Source organism: Blautia sp. DFI.6.71, assembly GCF_020593585.1.
In the GTDB taxonomy this organism is placed as follows: Bacteria; Bacillota; Clostridia; order Lachnospirales; family Lachnospiraceae; genus Blautia_A; species Blautia_A wexlerae.
This window is the reverse complement of record NZ_JAJDMJ010000067.1, coordinates 1-17,329: the sequence shown is the minus strand read 5'-3', so window position 1 is coordinate 17,329 and position 17,329 is coordinate 1. Positions and strand designations below refer to the sequence as shown.

Here is a 17,329-nt window from a genome sequence, read left to right as displayed (position 1 = left end):
GTAGAGCACTTGACTTTTAATCAAGTTGTCCGGGGTTCGAATCCCCGATGCTTCACTTTAAAACTTCTGTGAGAATATCACAGAAGTTTTTTTGTGTTTTTTTAACCCTACCATCATTTTATGGAATTACTATAGAGAAATAAAAAAGTTCTAAAGTTTTATGCTTTTTCATATATTATTAGTACCTGATACCATTAACCGTAGGAAGTGCGCAGTCTTAACGGTGGACAGGCTGTTTGAAGTCAGTAGATGTAATGCAGAACAGGAGGAGTTTTTATGAAGAGTCCTTTAAAGAATCTGAAAAAATATTTTCAGTTAATCATGACTGCTCTTATTTGCTTTGTAATGGGAGTCATTGAAGACAAGAAAAGAATCTGCATAAAAGATACAGATTCTAAAAAAGACAGAACTGTTTTGCGTCCGGATGATAAAAAGAACAACAGAAAAAATAAAATCATTTACTGGAATGAACCACGAATCCAGAATAGAATAAATAGAGCTGTATATTTTAATACGGGGTAATGAAGCCCCGTATGCAGAAACTATCGCAGTCCTCTCAATTAATGAATTTGAGACAGTTCAGCAGGATTTTATGTTCTGATGAGCAGGATCAATATGCATTATTTACGAGAATTGCTATATAACAGAAGTGTTATAAATAATATACATACAGATAAATATATATGTATATACTAAAAAGAAGAAGTTTATAATGATGGTCTGATATGAGAAAGTCTTTTTTCCCTGGAACAACGGGAATCTTTGCTCTGTTTTTTGTTCCCTATATAGTTACAATTATTTTTAATGGTGTCAACACTACATTGATCAATAAAAAATTTAATGTGGAAATGCTTCTGCCGGTGATCGTTTCATCGCAGATTGAAGACAAATATGAACTTGAGACTATAAAAGCACAAACAATCATAGCAAGATCAAATTTTTACCGGACAATGAAAGAGGAGAAAAATCTGGCAATAACTTTATGTCAGATAAAGGAAGAGATGGAGGGGAAATCCCTGGCTTGTGTAATTTTACAGAATAAGTACGAAAAAGCAGTAACAGAAACAGAAGGAAAAGTCATTGTATGGAATAAAGAATTAAAGTTAGTTCCCTATCATGAATTAAGTGCAGGACAGACAAGAGATGGAATGGAAGTTTTCCACAACGAAGATGATTCGTATCTCAGATCCGTACACAGTCTTGTGGATAAAAATGCAAAAGATTATTTGAATAGTGTATACATAAATAAAAATGTCCTTCCGGAAAGAATTGAAATCAAATCCAGGGACAGTGCCGGTTATGTTACAGAAATTCTGGCTGACGGGAAAGTGTTGGAAGGCGAGGCATTCAGAAAAGGAATGGGACTCACGTCCTCAAATTTTACAATTCAGAAGTCTGGAAAGGAAATACGATTTTTATGTAGAGGAAAAGGTCATGGATTAGGATTCTCACAATATGGAGGGAATGAGATGGCAAAGGAGTCTGCGAATGCAAAAGAGATCTTACAATATTATTTTCCTGAGATGGATGTGCTGAACATAAAATCTGTAAATTGCTGAATAGATACGAATATTCTGGACACCCTATAGATATGAAGATGAAAACAGAGGTGAAAGGAATATGATGAATAACAAAGTGACAAGAATCATTGCCAATTCCGTTGGACTGGCCGCTGTAGCAGCATTGGGAATTACAGTTTATCAGTTAGGTACCTCCCCGGTCAAAGAGAAAACTCCTGAAGAAAAAACAGAAAATGTCGGTGAAAGTACACAGGATACGGAAGAACAATTGAGTGAAGATGCAGGAACGAATCATGTGGAGTCAGAAAATCAGTGGATATCCGATGACGGGGAAGATTTGGATGATACAAAGGTTACATTCCAAAAACAAGGAATGTATGGGGAAACAGCTCAGAATACTGTGGATAATAATGAATCAGATAATACTGCAGATGTGGATAAGACTGACAATGCTGTAAATTCTCAGCAAGCAGAAGAATCATCAGTAAATGCAAATATGAAATCCCAGACGATATCAGAAGATCAGGCAGATGAAGCAACAGATGTTTCGGCATCGGCCCTGAATCTTGCGACAGTAAATTTTTCGGAAGATACATTAATGGAGTGGCCGGTGAATGGAAATGTTCTCCTTGATTACAGTATGGATCAGACTACTTATTTTCCGACGCTTGATCAGTATAAATTGAGTCCGGCTATTGCTGTCGGTGCAGTAGAGGGAGCACCTGTGGTAGCTGCTGTTAATGGCAAGGTTTATTCTATAGAGCAGAATGCGCAGACGGGTACTACACTGACAATGGAACTTGGAAATGGATATCAGGCTGTTTATGGACAGCTTACAGATCTGACAGTGTCAGAAGGAGATACAATTAAAAAGGGAACGACGATAGGATATATTGCACAGCCTACAAAATATTACAGCACAGAAGGAACCAATCTTTATTTTGCAATGAAAAAGGATGGAGAACCAATAGATCCGATTGAATATCTTCCATAATGAAATAGAAGAAAAAAACAGGGCTGCCGTAGATCGGCAGCCCTTAATTTGGTATAGGGCCAAGACAGTAACGTATAAACAGTACTTTGATATTTGCAACAGAAATGATATGTGTAGTATAATACAAAATATGTAGTGATTCAGCAGTTAACAATTCGTGGATATCAGATTAGGGGCAAAATCTCCCACAAATTGTGACATACATCTTGCGGAAAGCATTTTTCAGACATGCTCTAGCATCATAAAATACTGCTGGTTATAAAAATACTTTCGGAAATTATACAGACAGCATGAAAGAGGAGCTTTTTATATGAATATTAATGAGATTGCCAAACTGGCAGGGGTCTCCAGAGCTACCGTATCCAGGTATCTGAACAATGGTTATGTCAGTGAGGAAAAGAAAAAAAATATCAGCAGAGTTATTGAAGAAACCGGGTATCAGCCTTCTTCACAGGCGCAGAGGCTGCGTACTAAGAAGACAAAACTGGTCGGAGTAATTCTGCCAAAGATAGATTCCAATACGATCAGCCGGGAAGTTGCCGGAATCAGTGACATACTTACCAAAAAAGGATATCAGCTGATACTGGCAAATACAAATAACAGTGTTGAAGAAGAATTGAAATATCTTTCGCTGTTTAGGGATAATCAGGTCGATGGTGTTATTTTTATTGCTACCATATTGACAAAACAGCACAGGGAAATGATGAAGGGATTTAAAGTTCCGATTGTTTTACTTGGACAACAGCTGGATGGTTATCCATGTATTTTTCAGGATGATTATAAGGCTGCTGTAAATCTTACTGAACAGATGGTGAAGACAGGAAAGAAGTTTGGATATATTACAGTTACGGATAAAGATGAGGCAGTTGGCAGGCAGCGAAAATCAGGTGTGGAGAAGGTTCTTGGAGAAAATCAGATCACATTGGAAAGTGGATGTGTAAAATGCGGAAATTTCACATTAGAGTCAGGATATGAGAAAGCGAAAGAACTTTTTACGGAGCATCCCGATGTAGATACATTGATCTGTGCAACAGATACCATGGCAGTTGGAGCGGCAAATTGGCTGAAGGAGAACGGATATCAGATTCCTCAACAGGTTCAGATTGCCGGAATGGGAGACAGTTTTCTGGGAAAGATCATAGAACCAAAGCTGACTACTGTACATTTTTTTTATAAGACAAGTGGAATGGAATCAGCAAAAGTGCTGGTAGATTTGATAGAATCTAAGGAAACATCATCTGTACATAAAGAAATAAAAATGGGATGTAAGGTGGTACTCAGAGAGTCTCACCGAAATATATGACTGAACATGAAAGAGGAACTCTGAGGCAATCATCAGAGTTCTTTTTTTCCGGATAATTGGATTTACATATATTAAAGGGAGTGTTTTGGAAATAATATATAAAAAATGGATATAATATTTGTGATATGTTACATATTTACAAATAAAAAACGCCCAGATATAATAGCATATATGAGAACGATTCCATAAAAGTACATACAATCCATAGGAAATACATATTGGTGATCAGATAAGAAATATCGTGAGAGTGCAAGAGATCTGCTGAGTTATAATCAGATATCAGAGTAAATTTGGAATGGTATAAGATGATATTAAGGTTAAAAGGTATTTTTATAAGATTAACAAGTGAAATTTGTTGAATATGTGAGAATTTCAAAGTGTACATTTATATGAGAACGATTCCATAAAAGGAGGATATTATGGATTACAGAAAAACAGCACAGGAGATATATGACCATATCGGTAAAAAAGAAAATATTATTTCCGCAGCTCATTGTGCCACACGTCTTCGCCTGGTTATCAGTGATAATTCAAAGGCTGATAAGGAATATGTTGAGAACATTGAAGGTGTAAAAGGTGTTTTCTTTGCGCAGGGACAGATGCAGATCATTCTGGGAACAGGTGTAGTTAATAAAGTATATGATGAGTTCATCCGGATTGCAGGAGTTTCTGAGAGCAGTAAAGAAGAGCTGAAAAAAGTTGCGGCTTCCAGGGCAAATCCGGTACAGAGACTGATCAAGACACTTGGAGATATTTTTGTGCCGATTATTCCTGCAATTGTTGCAAGCGGTTTCCTGATGGGAATTATGGAAGCACTGAACTTCATGGTAAACAATGGATTTTTGAATATTGATACCAGCGGTTCTATTTATACATTTGCACAGCTTTTCAGTAATACGGCATATACGTTCCTTCCAATCCTCATCGCATACAGCGGTGCTAAAGTGTTTGGTGCAAACCCGTATCTGGGTGCAGTTATCGGTATGATCATGATTCATCCAAATCTCCAGAATGCATGGACAGTTGCCACAGAAGGTGTTAAAGCAACTCAGAAAGTATGGTTTGGACTTTACTCTATTGATATGGTCGGATATCAGGGGCATGTAATTCCGGTTATCATTGCAGTATGGGTACTGGCTCAGATTGAGAAGAGACTTCACAAAGTAGTGCCGGCAATGTTTGATCTGTTTGTTACTCCGCTTGTAAGTGTCTTTGTAACAGGATATCTGACATTATCCATTATCGGACCTATCTTTGTTACTGTTGAGAACGGACTTCTGAATGGGATTCAGTGGCTGATCGCATTGCCATTTGGTATCGGAAGTTTTATTATGGGTGCGTTTTATGCACCGACGGTGGTTGCCGGTGTTCACCATATGTACACGATCATTGATCTTGGACAGTTGTCTAAATTTGGAGTTACTTACTGGCTGCCTCTTGCTTCTGCAGCGAATATTGCACAGGGTGGAGCCACTCTTGCAGTAGCACTTAAGACAAAGGATCAGAAGATTAAATCAATGGCAGTTCCGTCTGCATTAAGTGCCTGTATGGGAATTACTGAACCTGCGATCTTTGGTGTTAACCTTCGCTTTGGAAAACCATTTGTGATGGGATGTATTGGTGGTGCATTTGGTGCACTGTTTGCATCTGTTACAGGACTGGGGGCTACGGGAACTGGCGTAACCGGTATCTTTGGAATTCTTCTTTGTCTGAATAATCCGGTTTCTTATATTCTTATGTTTGTGATTGCATTTGGTGCTGCCTTTGTACTTACCTGGTTGTTTGGATATAAGGACACTAATGTTTCTGAAAAGACAGAAAGTGTTGAAGCTGTGGGAGATAAATCAACAACAGAAAAAAGCAATGCAGATGATTCTGTGCTTTATAGTGTATCAGAAGGAACTGCGATTTTGCTTTCCCAGGTAAATGACGCTACATTTGCTTCGGAAGTACTTGGAAAAGGAATTGCCGTAATTCCATCGAAGGGTGAAGTTGTTGCTCCATGTGATGCTGTGGTTGAGACTGTTTTTGATACAAAGCATGCAGTTGGTTTAAGTACGGAAAGTGGTATGGAGCTTCTGATCCATATCGGGATCAATACAGTGGAATTGAATGGAAAATATTTTACATCTCATGTAAAGAATGGAGATCACGTAAAGAAAGGCCAGCTTCTGATTTCCTTTGATATGGAGAAAGTTAAGGCAGCAGGATACGATGTGACGACTCCTCTTATTGTAACGAATTCGGATGATTATAAAGATGTGAAAATTCTGTCGGAAGATTCGGTAACACCATCAGATAAAGTATTGGAGATTGTGAAATGAGTACGCTAACTAAAGTTCTTGAAAGAAATATAAAAGTAATTGAAAAGAACGCAGATCTGACAGAAGGAAGATTCCGCCTTGGACATCATCTGATGCCGCCGGTCGGATGGCTCAATGATCCGAATGGACTATGCTGGTATAAAGGCAGATATCATGTGTTTTTTCAATACGCTCCCTTTGATGTGGAAGGCGGACTGAAATTCTGGGGACATTATACAAGTGAAGATCTGGTAGACTGGAAATACGAAGGGACAGCTCTTTATCCGGATTCTCCTTATGACTGTCATGGTGTCTATTCCGGATCTGCATTGGCAGAGAGTGAAAAACTTCATTTGTTTTTCACCGGGAATGTAAAGATTGACGGTGATTATGATTATATTAATGAAGGACGTGAGACCAGTACGCTTCATGTAGAAAGTGAGGACGGAATTCATTTCGGAGATAAAGAAGAGATAATTTCTTTTGAAAAATATCCGGAAGAGTTTACCTGTCATATCAGAGACCCGAAAGTCTGGAAAGAAAACGACAGATATTTAATGGTTCTTGGCGGACGTCTTAAGGGAGATAAAGGTGCAGTTCTGGTTTATGAATCAGAAAATCTGAAAGAATGGAAATTTAAACATATAATAACCACACCGGAAGCTTTTGGCTATATGTGGGAATGCCCGGACTATTTCGAACTGGACGGGAAGAAATTTCTGTCTGTATCACCACAGGGCTTGAAGAGGGAAGAATTTCGTTTTCAGAATATCTATCAGTCAGGCTATTTTCCGGTAAAAGAGGATGGCTCTGTAGATGAAAGAGACTTTCGTGAGTGGGATATGGGATTTGACTTTTATGCTCCACAGACCTTTACAGATAACAGCGGAAGGCGACTTCTGATAGGATGGATGGGAATGCCGGATGCAGAGGAGGAATATACCAATAAAACCATTGATGAAGGCTGGCAGCATTGTCTTACCGTACCGCGGGAACTGAGGGTGAAGGATGGAAAAATATTCCAGTATCCGGCAAAAGAACTGGAGAGACTCCGAAAAGAGAAAACAATTCTTGATGATGAAAAATCAATTGTTGAGGTTCGTGTAGAAGTAAATGAAGGTTTTGATCTGTTAATTGAAGATATTGCAGTGACAGACAGAAGTTTTCAGATCAGTATGGGCGGACAGATGCTCTTTAAATATGAAAATGAAATTGCGGAGATTGGATTTTCTGAAATTGCGGGTGCAGGAAGAAATAAGCGGAAAGCGAAAGTCAGTGAACTGAACAATATCCGGATTCTTGCAGATACTTCTGCAGTGGAACTTTATCTGAATGATGGAGAGATTGTATTCTCAACCAGATATTATCCGGATCGTGAAGATCTGCAGCTAAAGGTAAAAGGCGGAAAATTCAGGGGAAATCTCTGGAATCTTCGAAAAATGATATTCACAAAATAAGAAAATAAACGTATAATAAAGCAGGTGGGAAAGAAAATCCGCAGTCGGTTTCCCTGCCTGCTTTTTTGACATATTGGTATTTCTGGTGCTGAGAGATTTGGCTGTCAGAAAGAATATGTGTCCGGATGATATACGTGTTTTAAACCGACTGTTTATTATAGAAACAGGGACGACCGCAAAAGATAGCAGTTGTCCTTTACATAAATTATAAAAAATTTCAAATAATGCAATTCCAGACAATAAGACAGTTGCTTGATTATAATATATGACTGTCGGGTGATTATGATGAATTATACTTACATTGTTAAATGTGCAGATGGGACTTTTTATACAGGGTGGACAAACTGTCTGCAAAAACGTATGAAAGCACACAACGAGGGAAAGAACGGCGCGAAATATACAAGGACCAAAAGACCGGTTACACTTGTATATTATGAAGGATTTTCAACAAAAGAAGAAGCGATGAGACGTGAATATGAGATTAAACAATTTACCAGAAATAAAAAACTGGAATTGCTGAGCTTCTGAACCCGTCAGATAAGGAGGATAAGAGAAAATGAAAAAGATGACAAAATGGCTTGCAGTATGCGCAGTATGTGTGATGGGCAGTGTTCCGGCCATGGCAGCAGAAGTACCGGATGTTACTGTAACACCGATCCCGATTGAAACACCGGCTCCGGATGTAACACCAATCGAGACACCTGCACCAACACCCATACCGGAGGCGAAAAATGGCTGGTATGAGTATGGAACAAAAAATAAGAAATATTTTAAAGATGGACAGTATCTTACAGGAATGCGTAAAATCCATGGTGAAGTTTATTATTTCAGTCCAAAAGGATTTATGAAAACCGGATGGATCAAATACAATAACAAGAAATATTATTTTGGTTCCAATGGAATACGTTACAGTGGCGTTAAGAAAATCAGCGGAAAATATTACTATTTCAGTGACAAGGGTGTTCTGAGAACGAAAACAGTTAAAGTTGGAAATACAATTTATTATTGTACAGAAAAGGGAATTCTGGAAGCCTGGAAAAAAGGAAAGACGATTTATTATCCAAATGGAAAGAAAATGAATTCCACCAAAGCGTATGAGTATGAGACTTTGCAGAGAGCAAAGGATGTTGTCAGCAAGATCACAAAACCGAGTATGTCAAAAAGTGAGAAATTTGAAACCTGTTTCAGATGGGTAATGTATCAGCATTATTACGATACCAGAAGAATATTTTATAATCAGACTGCATGGCCTGCGTTATATGCAAACGATTATCTGATACTGAGCGGAAAAGGCGGGGACTGTTTCTCAGATGCCTGTTCGTTTGCCTATCTTGCAAAGGCTCTTGGATATAAGAATGTTTATGTCTGCGTAGATACAACGGCAACTGACGGAAGCGGTCATTGATGGGCTGAAATCGGAGGCAGAGTATATGATCCGCTGTTCGCAGAGGCGAAGAGCTATTATGGATATTTTGGCGTGGGATATGGATCCTATGGATTGTATCCGGAAAGAAGAGTAGCTGTGTAATATAAAAGCTTTCCTGCAGGGATTATGCTGCAGCAGAGAAAATTGTATTGTTAAGGGGTTGTAGCACCGGAAAAAATCCGGTGCTGCAACCCCTTGTTTTGTTTATTGGCAAATTGACGGTTATACAGGTAGTGGAGCAACAAAAAAGTACATGACAATGAAATGGCAGGCACTTCCAAGCATAACAAAGATGTGAAAGATCTCATGGGAACCAAAATTCTTATGTCTGGAATTAAAAAGCGGAACTTTTAATGCATAGATCACACCACCGATGGTATAAATGATTCCGCCTGCAAGAAGCCAGTCAAATCCTGCACGTGGGAGTGCATGGAAGATTGGAACAAATGCCAGTACACACAGCCAGCCCATGGCGATATACAGTACAGAGGACAACCATTTGGGACAGGTAATCCAACAGCCCTTTAAGATAATGCCGAGGACTGCAATACTCCATACCAGCGCGCACAGAATATATCCAATGCGGTTATGAAGAACGATTAGGCATACAGGAGTATAGCTTCCGGCGATCATCACAAAAATCATCATGTGATCCATTTTTCGCAGCCGTCGATTGACCTTCTCTGTAGAATCTACAGAATGGTAAATGGTACTGGCTGCATAGAGCAGAACCATGGTAAGGATAAAAATACTTAAAGCAACAATATGGAGCACATCATAAGAACGCGCTGCCTTGATAATAAGAGGAACTGCTCCGACTGCAGCGAGAAGAAGGGCAATACCATGAGTGATCGCACTTCCGGGATCTTTTAATTTAAATTTCATAAAAACGCCTCCATTCATTCAGATAAATACAATGAAAACAATATAACATAGTTTTAAAAACTATATATCAAGTATATAAATACTATAACACAAAAAAACAAAAAATCAAGGGCTTATTTTGGGAATCAAAGAAATGTTTGTCCGGCAATGCAAATGAGTTACAGGGTTGCGAAGATGAGGAAAACAGTTGAATCTATATGATAAATCTCCTATAATACAAGTAAAGTAAGTGGTAAAGGAGACAGTTCCATGGGAAAAACCATAACGATATGTTTTACAAATAATAAGGGTGGAAGTGGAAAAACCACAACCTGTTCAAACCTTGGAGCGGCGATGGCTCAGGCAGGGAAAAAGGTTCTTCTGATCGATGGAGATATGCAGTTAAATCTTTCTCTTGCTTTTTTTCCGGAGAACTGGGTGCTGGAGCAGGCGAAAGGAGAGAAGAATCTGTATTGCGCAATCGGAAAACAGGAAGAGCTCAGCGGTTATGTGGTACATACTCCCTACGAAAATCTGGATCTGATACCATCGTCTACATTGATGAGTTCTATAGAATATGAACTTTTTACAAAATGGCAGAGAGAATTTATCCTGCGAAAATGCATTCAGAAGATAAAGGATGCAGGAAATTATGACTATATTCTGATTGATGCACCTCCTACGCTGGGTGGTTGGGTGATGAATATCCTTTGTGCATCAGACCGGGTAATTATTCCTGTTGAGGCAAGTCCATGGGGAATGTTCGGACTTGCGAATATGTTTGAATTTCTTAATGAAGTAAAGCAGATTACTCCGGAACTGGAAGTTGCCGGAATTGCAGTGACAAAGGTAGATACAAGAAAGAGTTATTATAAACAGACAATGGAAACACTGCATGAACTTGAGGATATTCATGTATTTGAGCAGATCATCAGAGTGGACAGCTCTGTAGAATGGTCACAGGATAACAGTATTCCGGTTGTGGAATATAAAAAATCAAGCAGAAGTGCTAGGGAATATACGAGATTGGCAGAGGAGGTCATGGAATTATGTCAGTAGGCAGGGAGAGTATTCGGCGTGCAGCAAATGCAGGTGCCGGGAAAACCGTAAAGAAGCCCGTTGTATCCACAAAAGAGGCAGAAAAACCGGAAACAATATCTGTTACAGAAGAAAAGAAAAAAACAGCAAAAGGTTCTGTTCATATTAATGAGGAACTGCCGGTATATCTTCTTTAAAAGTTACTTGTAAGTGCTTGAGTATTTTGTTATTTTATAGAATATAATCAAGTGGTTGCGCAAAAAGTGGGGTATTTTATGGAAACAGAAGAAAAGAAGATATATACAATAGAAGATATCGCCCGGGAGCTTGGGGTAAGTAAGACTACGGTATCACGTGCTATTTCAGGAAAGGGAAGAATCAGTCAGGCTACAAGAGACAGAGTACGGGCATTTATAAAAGAACATGATTACAGACCCAATGTTGTGGCAAAGGGGTTGGCACAGCGTAAAACTTATAATATTGCACTGCTGATGCCGAAGGATTATGTTGCCACAGAGTTTCTTTTTTTTAAAGACTGTATGAATGGAATCTGTGAGATGGCTTCCTCCTATGAGTATGATATTATTATTTCTATGATTGATGGAGCAGATGTATCGCAGATACAGAGACTGGAGGCAAATCGAAAAGTCGATGGGATCATTGTAAGCAGAGCAGTGGTAAGTTCCAAGGTACAGAAATATCTGAAGAACTGTAAGGAACCATATATATTGATCGGCCCATCTTCAGATCCGGAAGTTCCGTTTGTAGATAACAAGAACCAGGAAGCCGGAAAAGAACTGACAAGTATTATGTTGATGAAAGGTTTTCGGAATCTGGCACTTCTGGGTGGAAATCAGTCCTACAATGTTACCGGAAGCAGATATCAGGGTTTTCTGGAAGCACATGAGGAAATGGGAGTTTCTGTTAACGAAAATCTGATCTTCATGGATACGGATAATCAGGCAGCAGTATCTGATGCTGTGAAGAGACTGCTTGAAGAAGGCGCGGATGGTATTGTCTGTATGGATGATGTGATCTGCAGCATGTGTCTGAGCAGTCTGAGGGAAAAGAAAATATCGGTTCCTGCAGAAATAAAAATAGCCAGTATGTATGACAGTAAGAATCTGGAATATAATAATCCACCGATTACCAGTATACGCTTTGATACGGTAAGACTGGGAAAGATGGCATGTGCGAAATTACTGAACATCCTGGGAGAGAAGCCACTGGAGGATACAGTGCCTCTGAACTACCAGGTAGTGTTGCGGGAGTCGACACAGTAGTATATGGATGTAAAATCCGATCAGATTATAGAAATTGAAAATGAATGGCAGGATTAGAAAGTTCTCTGTATTTATTGTAAGGATCAATAAGCAGAGAACTTTTTGTGTATAAAAAAATCGGTTGAAATTCTCTGGACAATCTGATTTTTTCAAAATGAAAACGGTTGCACAAATCAAGTATATCATTGTATGAAAAAACGAAAAAATCAAACTGAATTGTGCAATATGACAAAAAAAGAGTTTTGAAATTAGATAATAATGGCTAATTGACTTTATAAATATAAAGGAATATACTAAAAATATGAACAAACGGTTGCGCAAACAAAACTGAGGGCGTTTATTACGCAAATCGGATGCGGGCTGTTTAGGCATAACCATCAAAAACAGGAGGAAGAGAAAATGAGAAAAAATGTAAAAAAGGTGATTGCACCGTTACTGGCAGCAGCTATGGCACTTTCCTGCACAGTATGTGTAAGTGCAGCAGAGGATGAGACAATTAAACTGACTGTATGGGGAGCTGAAGAAGACCAGAATTTATTAAAAGAACTGACAGATAAATTCCAGGAGAAGTATGCAGATCAGAAATTTGATATTCAGATTGGCGTAGAATCTGAGTCTACTGCAAAAGATACTATTCTGACAGACGTAGAGGCTGGTGCAGATGTATATGCATTCGCAGATGATCAGCTTCCGGATCTTGTAAAAGCAGGAGCACTTCTGAAACTTGATGATTATGCAGAAGCACTTCAGCTTGCAGATACAACACTTGATGATGTAAAAGCTGCAAACGTTGAAGGCGCTATTGATGCAGCAACAATTGATGGCAGTCTGTATGCATTTCCAAGAGCAGCTGACAACGGATATTTTCTTTACTATGATTCATCTGTAATTTCCGAGGAAGATGCAGCAAGCTGGGACAGCCTTCTTGAAGCAGCTGATAAGGCCGGAAAGAAAGTTGGTATGACACTTGCTTCCGGATGGTACAATGCTTCTTTCTTCTATGGAGCAGGATTTACAACAGGACTTAATGATGACGGAACAACAACTATGGACTGGAACGGAACAAGTGCTGATGGATATACAGGTGTTGATGTAGTAAAAGGAATGCTTGATATTACATCTAATCCGGCATTTATGGCAGTTGCTGATGGTGATATGTCTAATCAGCTTGCATCCGGTAATCTGGCAGCATGCGTTTCCGGTACATGGGATGCAATCACAGCAAAGGAGATATTTGGTGACGGATATGCAGCAACAAAGCTTCCTACATTCACAGTTGGTGACAAACAGGTTCAGCAGGGATCTGTTGCCGGTTACAAATATGTTGGTGTAAACGGCTATTCTGAGAATTCCGGATGGGCAGTTCTTCTTGCTGAGTACCTTACAAACGAAGAATCCCAGCAGATGTTCTTTGATCAGAGAGAAAGTGGTCCTTCAAACAAGAATGTAGCAGCATCTGATTCTGTTCAGGAAAATGTAGCACTTGCAGCACTTGCAGCTCAGTCTGAATATGCACAGGCTCAGAAGGTTGGCGGAAAATATTGGGATCCTGCAAAGACATTCGGAGAACTGATTGCACAGGGAACATTATCTGCAGATGATGATAATGCAATCCAGGAAGCACTTGATAATCTGGTAGAGGGTGCTGCTGCTTCTGTAGAATAATTGTAAAATAAAAAAATTATATAACAGATTTTAAAAAATGGCCCATATGCATAACGGCATGTGAGCTGTTTTAAGGAAACGGCAGATGCTGTCTGAGAAAAGATAGTAACAAAAATGAAATGACGAGGAGGAGAGATATGGCAGCACAGGACAATAATTCTGCTGCAGCGGCAGTGAGTGGATTCTTTAAATCCATCGGTGGATTTTTTGCTGACTTTGGTACTGCTGTAGTGAAAGGTGATGCCTTTGTAAAGCTGTCCCTGATCTGGATGGGCGCAGGCTATGCAAAGCGTAAACAGTATGTGAAAGCAGTACTGATGACATTGCTGGAGATCGCAGTGATCGTTTTTTCAGTGAAATTTGCAATGCAGTATGTACCAAAATTCAGTACCCTTGGTACTGTAAAGATGGAAAAAGTCTTTAACATGAAAACAATGAAAAGTGAATTTAATGATTATGATAATTCCTTTACGATCCTGTTGTTTTCATTGTTCAGCTTTGTTGTATGGTTTGCGGCAGCTGTTGTGTGGTTTAAGAACGTGATCAATGCTTATACACTTCAGAAAATGGAAGAAGCGGGAAAGCATATCAATACTTTTAAAGAAGATCTCAGATCACTGACAGAAGAGAAGTTTCATATTACATTACTGACACTTCCGGTACTTGGAGTTGTGATTTTCACATTAATCCCAATCTTACTTCTGATCTTTGTAGCATTTACAAATTATGATCAGCAGCATATGCCTCCTACTGAGTTGTTCTCATGGGTAGGTTTCAGTAACTTTATCAGTTTGTTTGGCGGCGGCGGTCTTACATCTACGTTCGGATATGCATTTGTGCGGGTTCTGGGATGGACACTTGTATGGGCTTTCTTCGCAACATTTACAACTTATATCGGAGGTATCCTGCTTTCACTGCTTCTTAACAGCAAGAAGACAAGACTGTCGAAGATGTGGCGTACTTTATTTATCGTAACGATTGCAGTCCCGCAGTTTGTATCACTTCTGCTGGTGCGTAATTTCTTCTCCAATGGTGGTATCGTCAACACAATCTGTCACAGCATTGGACTGACCGGATTCTTAAGAAGCATAGGACTTGTGTCCACAAGCTATATTCCGTTTCTTTCTGCTCCGGGCTGGGCACATGTAATGATCATTCTCATTAATATCTGGATTGGTGTTCCGTATCAGATGCTGATCGCAACAGGTGTTCTGATGAACCTTCCTTCTGACCAGCTTGAGAGTGCAAGAGTAGACGGTGCAACAAACTTCCAGATATTCAGAAAGATTACAATGCCATATCTGCTCTTTGTAACAGGACCTGCTCTGATCACAGACTTTGTAAAAAATATTAATAACTTTAATGTTATTTATCTGCTCACACAGGATGTTTATACAACAACTAATCAGGCAATGGCAAGCTCACAGGCAAAAGAGGTTGACCTTCTGGTTACCTGGCTGTTCCGTCTGACTCAGGATTACTACAACTATAAGATGGCATCAGCAATCGGTATTATCGTGTTTATTATCTGTGCAGTATTCACCCTGGTTGCATTTAACAGGATGATCAAGGGAGATAAGGAGGGAACATATCAATAATGAAAAAGATGAAAGACAGTCGTACTTCTTCTATAGTATTACATAATTTATTGATCGCAGTGCTGGCATTTATCTGGCTGATCCCAATCATCTGGCTGTTATGTACTTCCTTCAGTGCATATTCAGGAATGAATACCAGTACATTTTTTCCGAAGGAATGGAGCATCAGCAATTACATGAAGCTGTTTCATTCAGATTCTGTATCTCAGTTTCCGCAGTGGTTTCTGAATACATTTATCATTGCATGCTTTACATGTGTGATTTCCACTATGTTCGTACTGATGGTTGCATATGCAACATCTGTTATGAGATTCAAGATGAGAAAACCGCTGATGAACATGGCAGTTATCCTGAATCTGTTTCCTGGTATGCTGGCAATGATTGCAGTTTACTTCACACTGAAATCTTTTAATCTGACAAACAGCTATGCCGGTTTGATCATGGTTTACTCTGCTTCTTCAGGTCTTGGTTATTTGATTGCGAAAGGATTCTTTGATACAGTTCCGAGAGCACTCTGCGAGGCTGCCAGAATTGATGGATGCAGTGAGGCAAGAATCTTCTTCCAGATGGTTCTGCCCATGAGCCGCCCGATTGTTGTTTATACAGTTATCAGCAGTTTCCTGGTGCCATGGATGGATTTCGTATATGCAAAGATGATCCTGAATGCCGGTATTTCTTCCAAATATACAGTTGCCATTGGTCTGTACAAGATGCTGGATAAGAGCCTTATCAATTCTTATTTTACTCAGTTCTGCGCAGGTGGTGTACTGGTATCCATACCGATTTCTATTCTGTTTATGATCATGCAGAAATTCTATGTGGAAGGAATTACAGGCGGTGCTGTAAAAGGTTGATATTATGAATATGACAACGGGAAGAAGAGGAATCGTCTGGAAAACTCCGGATATCACAGCTGATGGGCTGAAGATGTTTGCATGTATTACTATGCTGATCCAGACAGTTGGAATTGCCATTATTGAAAAAGGCCTGATCCATTTAGACCAGTATACTCAGGAGAGTCTGAACCAGGCGATGTCTCAGGATTCCCGTTTGATGACACTTGCGGGAGTCGGATCCATTATGCAGCTTATAGGCGGGATGGCGATTCCCGTATTTGCGTTTCTGCTGGTAGAGGGATTTCGTAATACATCGGATTATAAGAAGTATCTGATCATGATGGCTGTTACTGCACTGGTCAGTGAGATTCCATATGATCTGTCAATCTGCGGAAAAGTATGGGACTTTTCCAGTCAGAACGCAATGATCACGATGTGTATCTGCCTGATTATGCTGAAATGCTTAGATCTGTTTAAAGAAACTTCCGGATTTACAGGTGGTATGTTAAAGGTACTGATCCTGATCGCAGCTATTGTCTGGGTGAGCATTTTCCGGGCAGAGTATGGACTTTGTATTGTTCTGCTTGTGTTTGTGTTCTATGTGTTTGAGACAAGAAATGTGCTGAAAACAGTGCTGGGCTGTATTATCAGTCTGATGTATGTGACCGGACCGATTGCGTTCTATGGAATCTGGTGCTACACTGGAGAAAGAAAGGATCACATCAATAAATATGTCTATTATGCTTTTTATCCTTTGCATTTGCTGGTGCTTGGAGTAATTGCAAACTATATCCTGTAAGAAGAATGAAATCAAATCCCGTCTGCTTTGACTGAGAAAAGTAATGAGCAGCGAGAAGAGAGTGTTTTGAAATTGGATAGAGTATTAAATATGATAGTGAAAAAGAAAACGACTGAGAATAGAGAATTAAGAGAAATGTTTTTAAATGATTAATAATATTGATATTAGTGATTAAATGTGTTGAAATATGCTCATGGAGGTATTGCTATGAACACATCGAATATCACTAATTATAAACCAAAA

The 17,329-nt window shown here is 39.3% G+C and carries 17 protein-coding genes; 16 read left to right on the top strand and 1 reads right to left on the bottom strand.

Going from position 1 to position 17,329, the window contains the following annotated elements; genetic code table 11:
• Nucleotides 1–276 precede the first annotated feature (276 nt).
• The 9 genes from LJE12_RS17750 to LJE12_RS17715 all read left to right on the top strand — a co-directional run bounded on the left by LJE12_RS17750 (nt 277) and on the right by LJE12_RS17715 (nt 8,982).
• The gene (locus LJE12_RS17750) at nt 277–522 is read left to right on the top strand and encodes a hypothetical protein (RefSeq protein ID WP_020993336.1); all 246 of its coding nucleotides are present in this window, start codon (nt 277–279) and stop codon (nt 520–522) included.
• A gap of 203 nt (nt 523–725) precedes the next feature.
• Nucleotides 726–1,559 (top strand): SpoIID/LytB domain-containing protein, encoded by an 834-nt coding sequence (locus LJE12_RS17745; RefSeq protein WP_227227106.1) that lies wholly within the window; start codon nt 726–728, stop codon nt 1,557–1,559.
• Nucleotides 1,560–1,620: 61 nt separating this feature from the next.
• Nucleotides 1,621–2,514 carry a M23 family metallopeptidase gene (locus tag LJE12_RS17740; protein WP_020993335.1) on the top strand — a complete coding sequence of 298 codons (894 nt, stop codon included), beginning with the start codon at nt 1,621–1,623 and terminating at the stop codon, nt 2,512–2,514.
• A gap of 157 nt (nt 2,515–2,671) precedes the next feature.
• Nucleotides 2,672–2,776 carry a DUF6783 domain-containing protein gene (locus LJE12_RS21170; RefSeq protein ID WP_390387193.1) on the top strand — a complete coding sequence of 35 codons (105 nt, stop codon included), beginning with the start codon at nt 2,672–2,674 and terminating at the stop codon, nt 2,774–2,776.
• A 48-nt stretch (nt 2,777–2,824) separates the two neighbouring features.
• On the top strand, nt 2,825–3,817 hold the full coding sequence (locus LJE12_RS17735; RefSeq protein WP_022379868.1) for a LacI family DNA-binding transcriptional regulator: 993 nt from the start codon (nt 2,825–2,827) through the stop codon (nt 3,815–3,817).
• A gap of 419 nt (nt 3,818–4,236) precedes the next feature.
• Nucleotides 4,237–6,141 carry a PTS beta-glucoside transporter subunit IIBCA gene (locus LJE12_RS17730; RefSeq protein WP_227227105.1) on the top strand — a complete coding sequence of 635 codons (1,905 nt, stop codon included), beginning with the start codon at nt 4,237–4,239 and terminating at the stop codon, nt 6,139–6,141.
• On the top strand, nt 6,138–7,577 hold the full coding sequence (locus LJE12_RS17725; protein WP_022379870.1) for a glycoside hydrolase family 32 protein: 1,440 nt from the start codon (nt 6,138–6,140) through the stop codon (nt 7,575–7,577). The genes LJE12_RS17730 and LJE12_RS17725 overlap by 4 nt, the downstream gene beginning before the upstream one ends.
• 285 nt (nt 7,578–7,862) lie before the next feature.
• Nucleotides 7,863–8,105 (top strand): GIY-YIG nuclease family protein, encoded by a 243-nt coding sequence (locus LJE12_RS17720; protein ID WP_044951735.1) that lies wholly within the window; start codon nt 7,863–7,865, stop codon nt 8,103–8,105.
• A 28-nt stretch (nt 8,106–8,133) separates the two neighbouring features.
• A complete protein-coding gene (locus tag LJE12_RS17715; RefSeq protein WP_227227104.1) occupies nt 8,134–8,982 on the top strand; it encodes a hypothetical protein in 849 nt (282 codons plus the stop codon).
• A gap of 243 nt (nt 8,983–9,225) precedes the next feature.
• Here LJE12_RS17715 and trhA read toward each other — a convergent pair whose 3' ends face one another.
• Nucleotides 9,226–9,888 carry a PAQR family membrane homeostasis protein TrhA gene (trhA, locus tag LJE12_RS17710; protein ID WP_020993331.1) on the bottom strand — a complete coding sequence of 221 codons (663 nt, stop codon included), beginning with the start codon at nt 9,886–9,888 and terminating at the stop codon, nt 9,226–9,228.
• A 249-nt stretch (nt 9,889–10,137) separates the two neighbouring features.
• Between trhA and LJE12_RS17705 the strand changes: the two genes are divergently transcribed.
• The 7 genes from LJE12_RS17705 (at nt 10,138) to LJE12_RS17675 (ending at nt 17,086) form a co-directional block, all read left to right on the top strand.
• Nucleotides 10,138–10,926 carry a ParA family protein gene (locus LJE12_RS17705; protein WP_022379873.1) on the top strand — a complete coding sequence of 263 codons (789 nt, stop codon included), beginning with the start codon at nt 10,138–10,140 and terminating at the stop codon, nt 10,924–10,926.
• On the top strand, nt 10,917–11,102 hold the full coding sequence (locus LJE12_RS17700) for a hypothetical protein (protein ID WP_008707826.1): 186 nt from the start codon (nt 10,917–10,919) through the stop codon (nt 11,100–11,102). The genes LJE12_RS17705 and LJE12_RS17700 overlap by 10 nt, the downstream gene beginning before the upstream one ends.
• A gap of 78 nt (nt 11,103–11,180) precedes the next feature.
• The gene (locus LJE12_RS17695) at nt 11,181–12,188 is read left to right on the top strand and encodes a LacI family DNA-binding transcriptional regulator (RefSeq protein WP_022379875.1); all 1,008 of its coding nucleotides are present in this window, start codon (nt 11,181–11,183) and stop codon (nt 12,186–12,188) included.
• 399 nt (nt 12,189–12,587) lie between these two features.
• Nucleotides 12,588–13,853: an extracellular solute-binding protein gene (locus LJE12_RS17690; protein ID WP_025578975.1), complete on the top strand. Its 1,266-nt coding sequence runs from the start codon at nt 12,588–12,590 to the stop codon at nt 13,851–13,853.
• Nucleotides 13,854–13,990: 137 nt separating this feature from the next.
• The gene (locus LJE12_RS17685) at nt 13,991–15,451 is read left to right on the top strand and encodes a carbohydrate ABC transporter permease (RefSeq protein WP_044996454.1); all 1,461 of its coding nucleotides are present in this window, start codon (nt 13,991–13,993) and stop codon (nt 15,449–15,451) included.
• Complete coding sequence (locus LJE12_RS17680) at nt 15,451–16,305, top strand: sugar ABC transporter permease (protein ID WP_025578978.1); 855 nt, start codon at nt 15,451–15,453, stop codon at nt 16,303–16,305. Before LJE12_RS17685 ends, LJE12_RS17680 begins: the two co-directional genes overlap by 1 nt.
• A gap of 4 nt (nt 16,306–16,309) precedes the next feature.
• Nucleotides 16,310–17,086 (top strand): TraX family protein, encoded by a 777-nt coding sequence (locus LJE12_RS17675; protein ID WP_227227103.1) that lies wholly within the window; start codon nt 16,310–16,312, stop codon nt 17,084–17,086.
• Nucleotides 17,087–17,329: the final 243 nt, after the last annotated feature.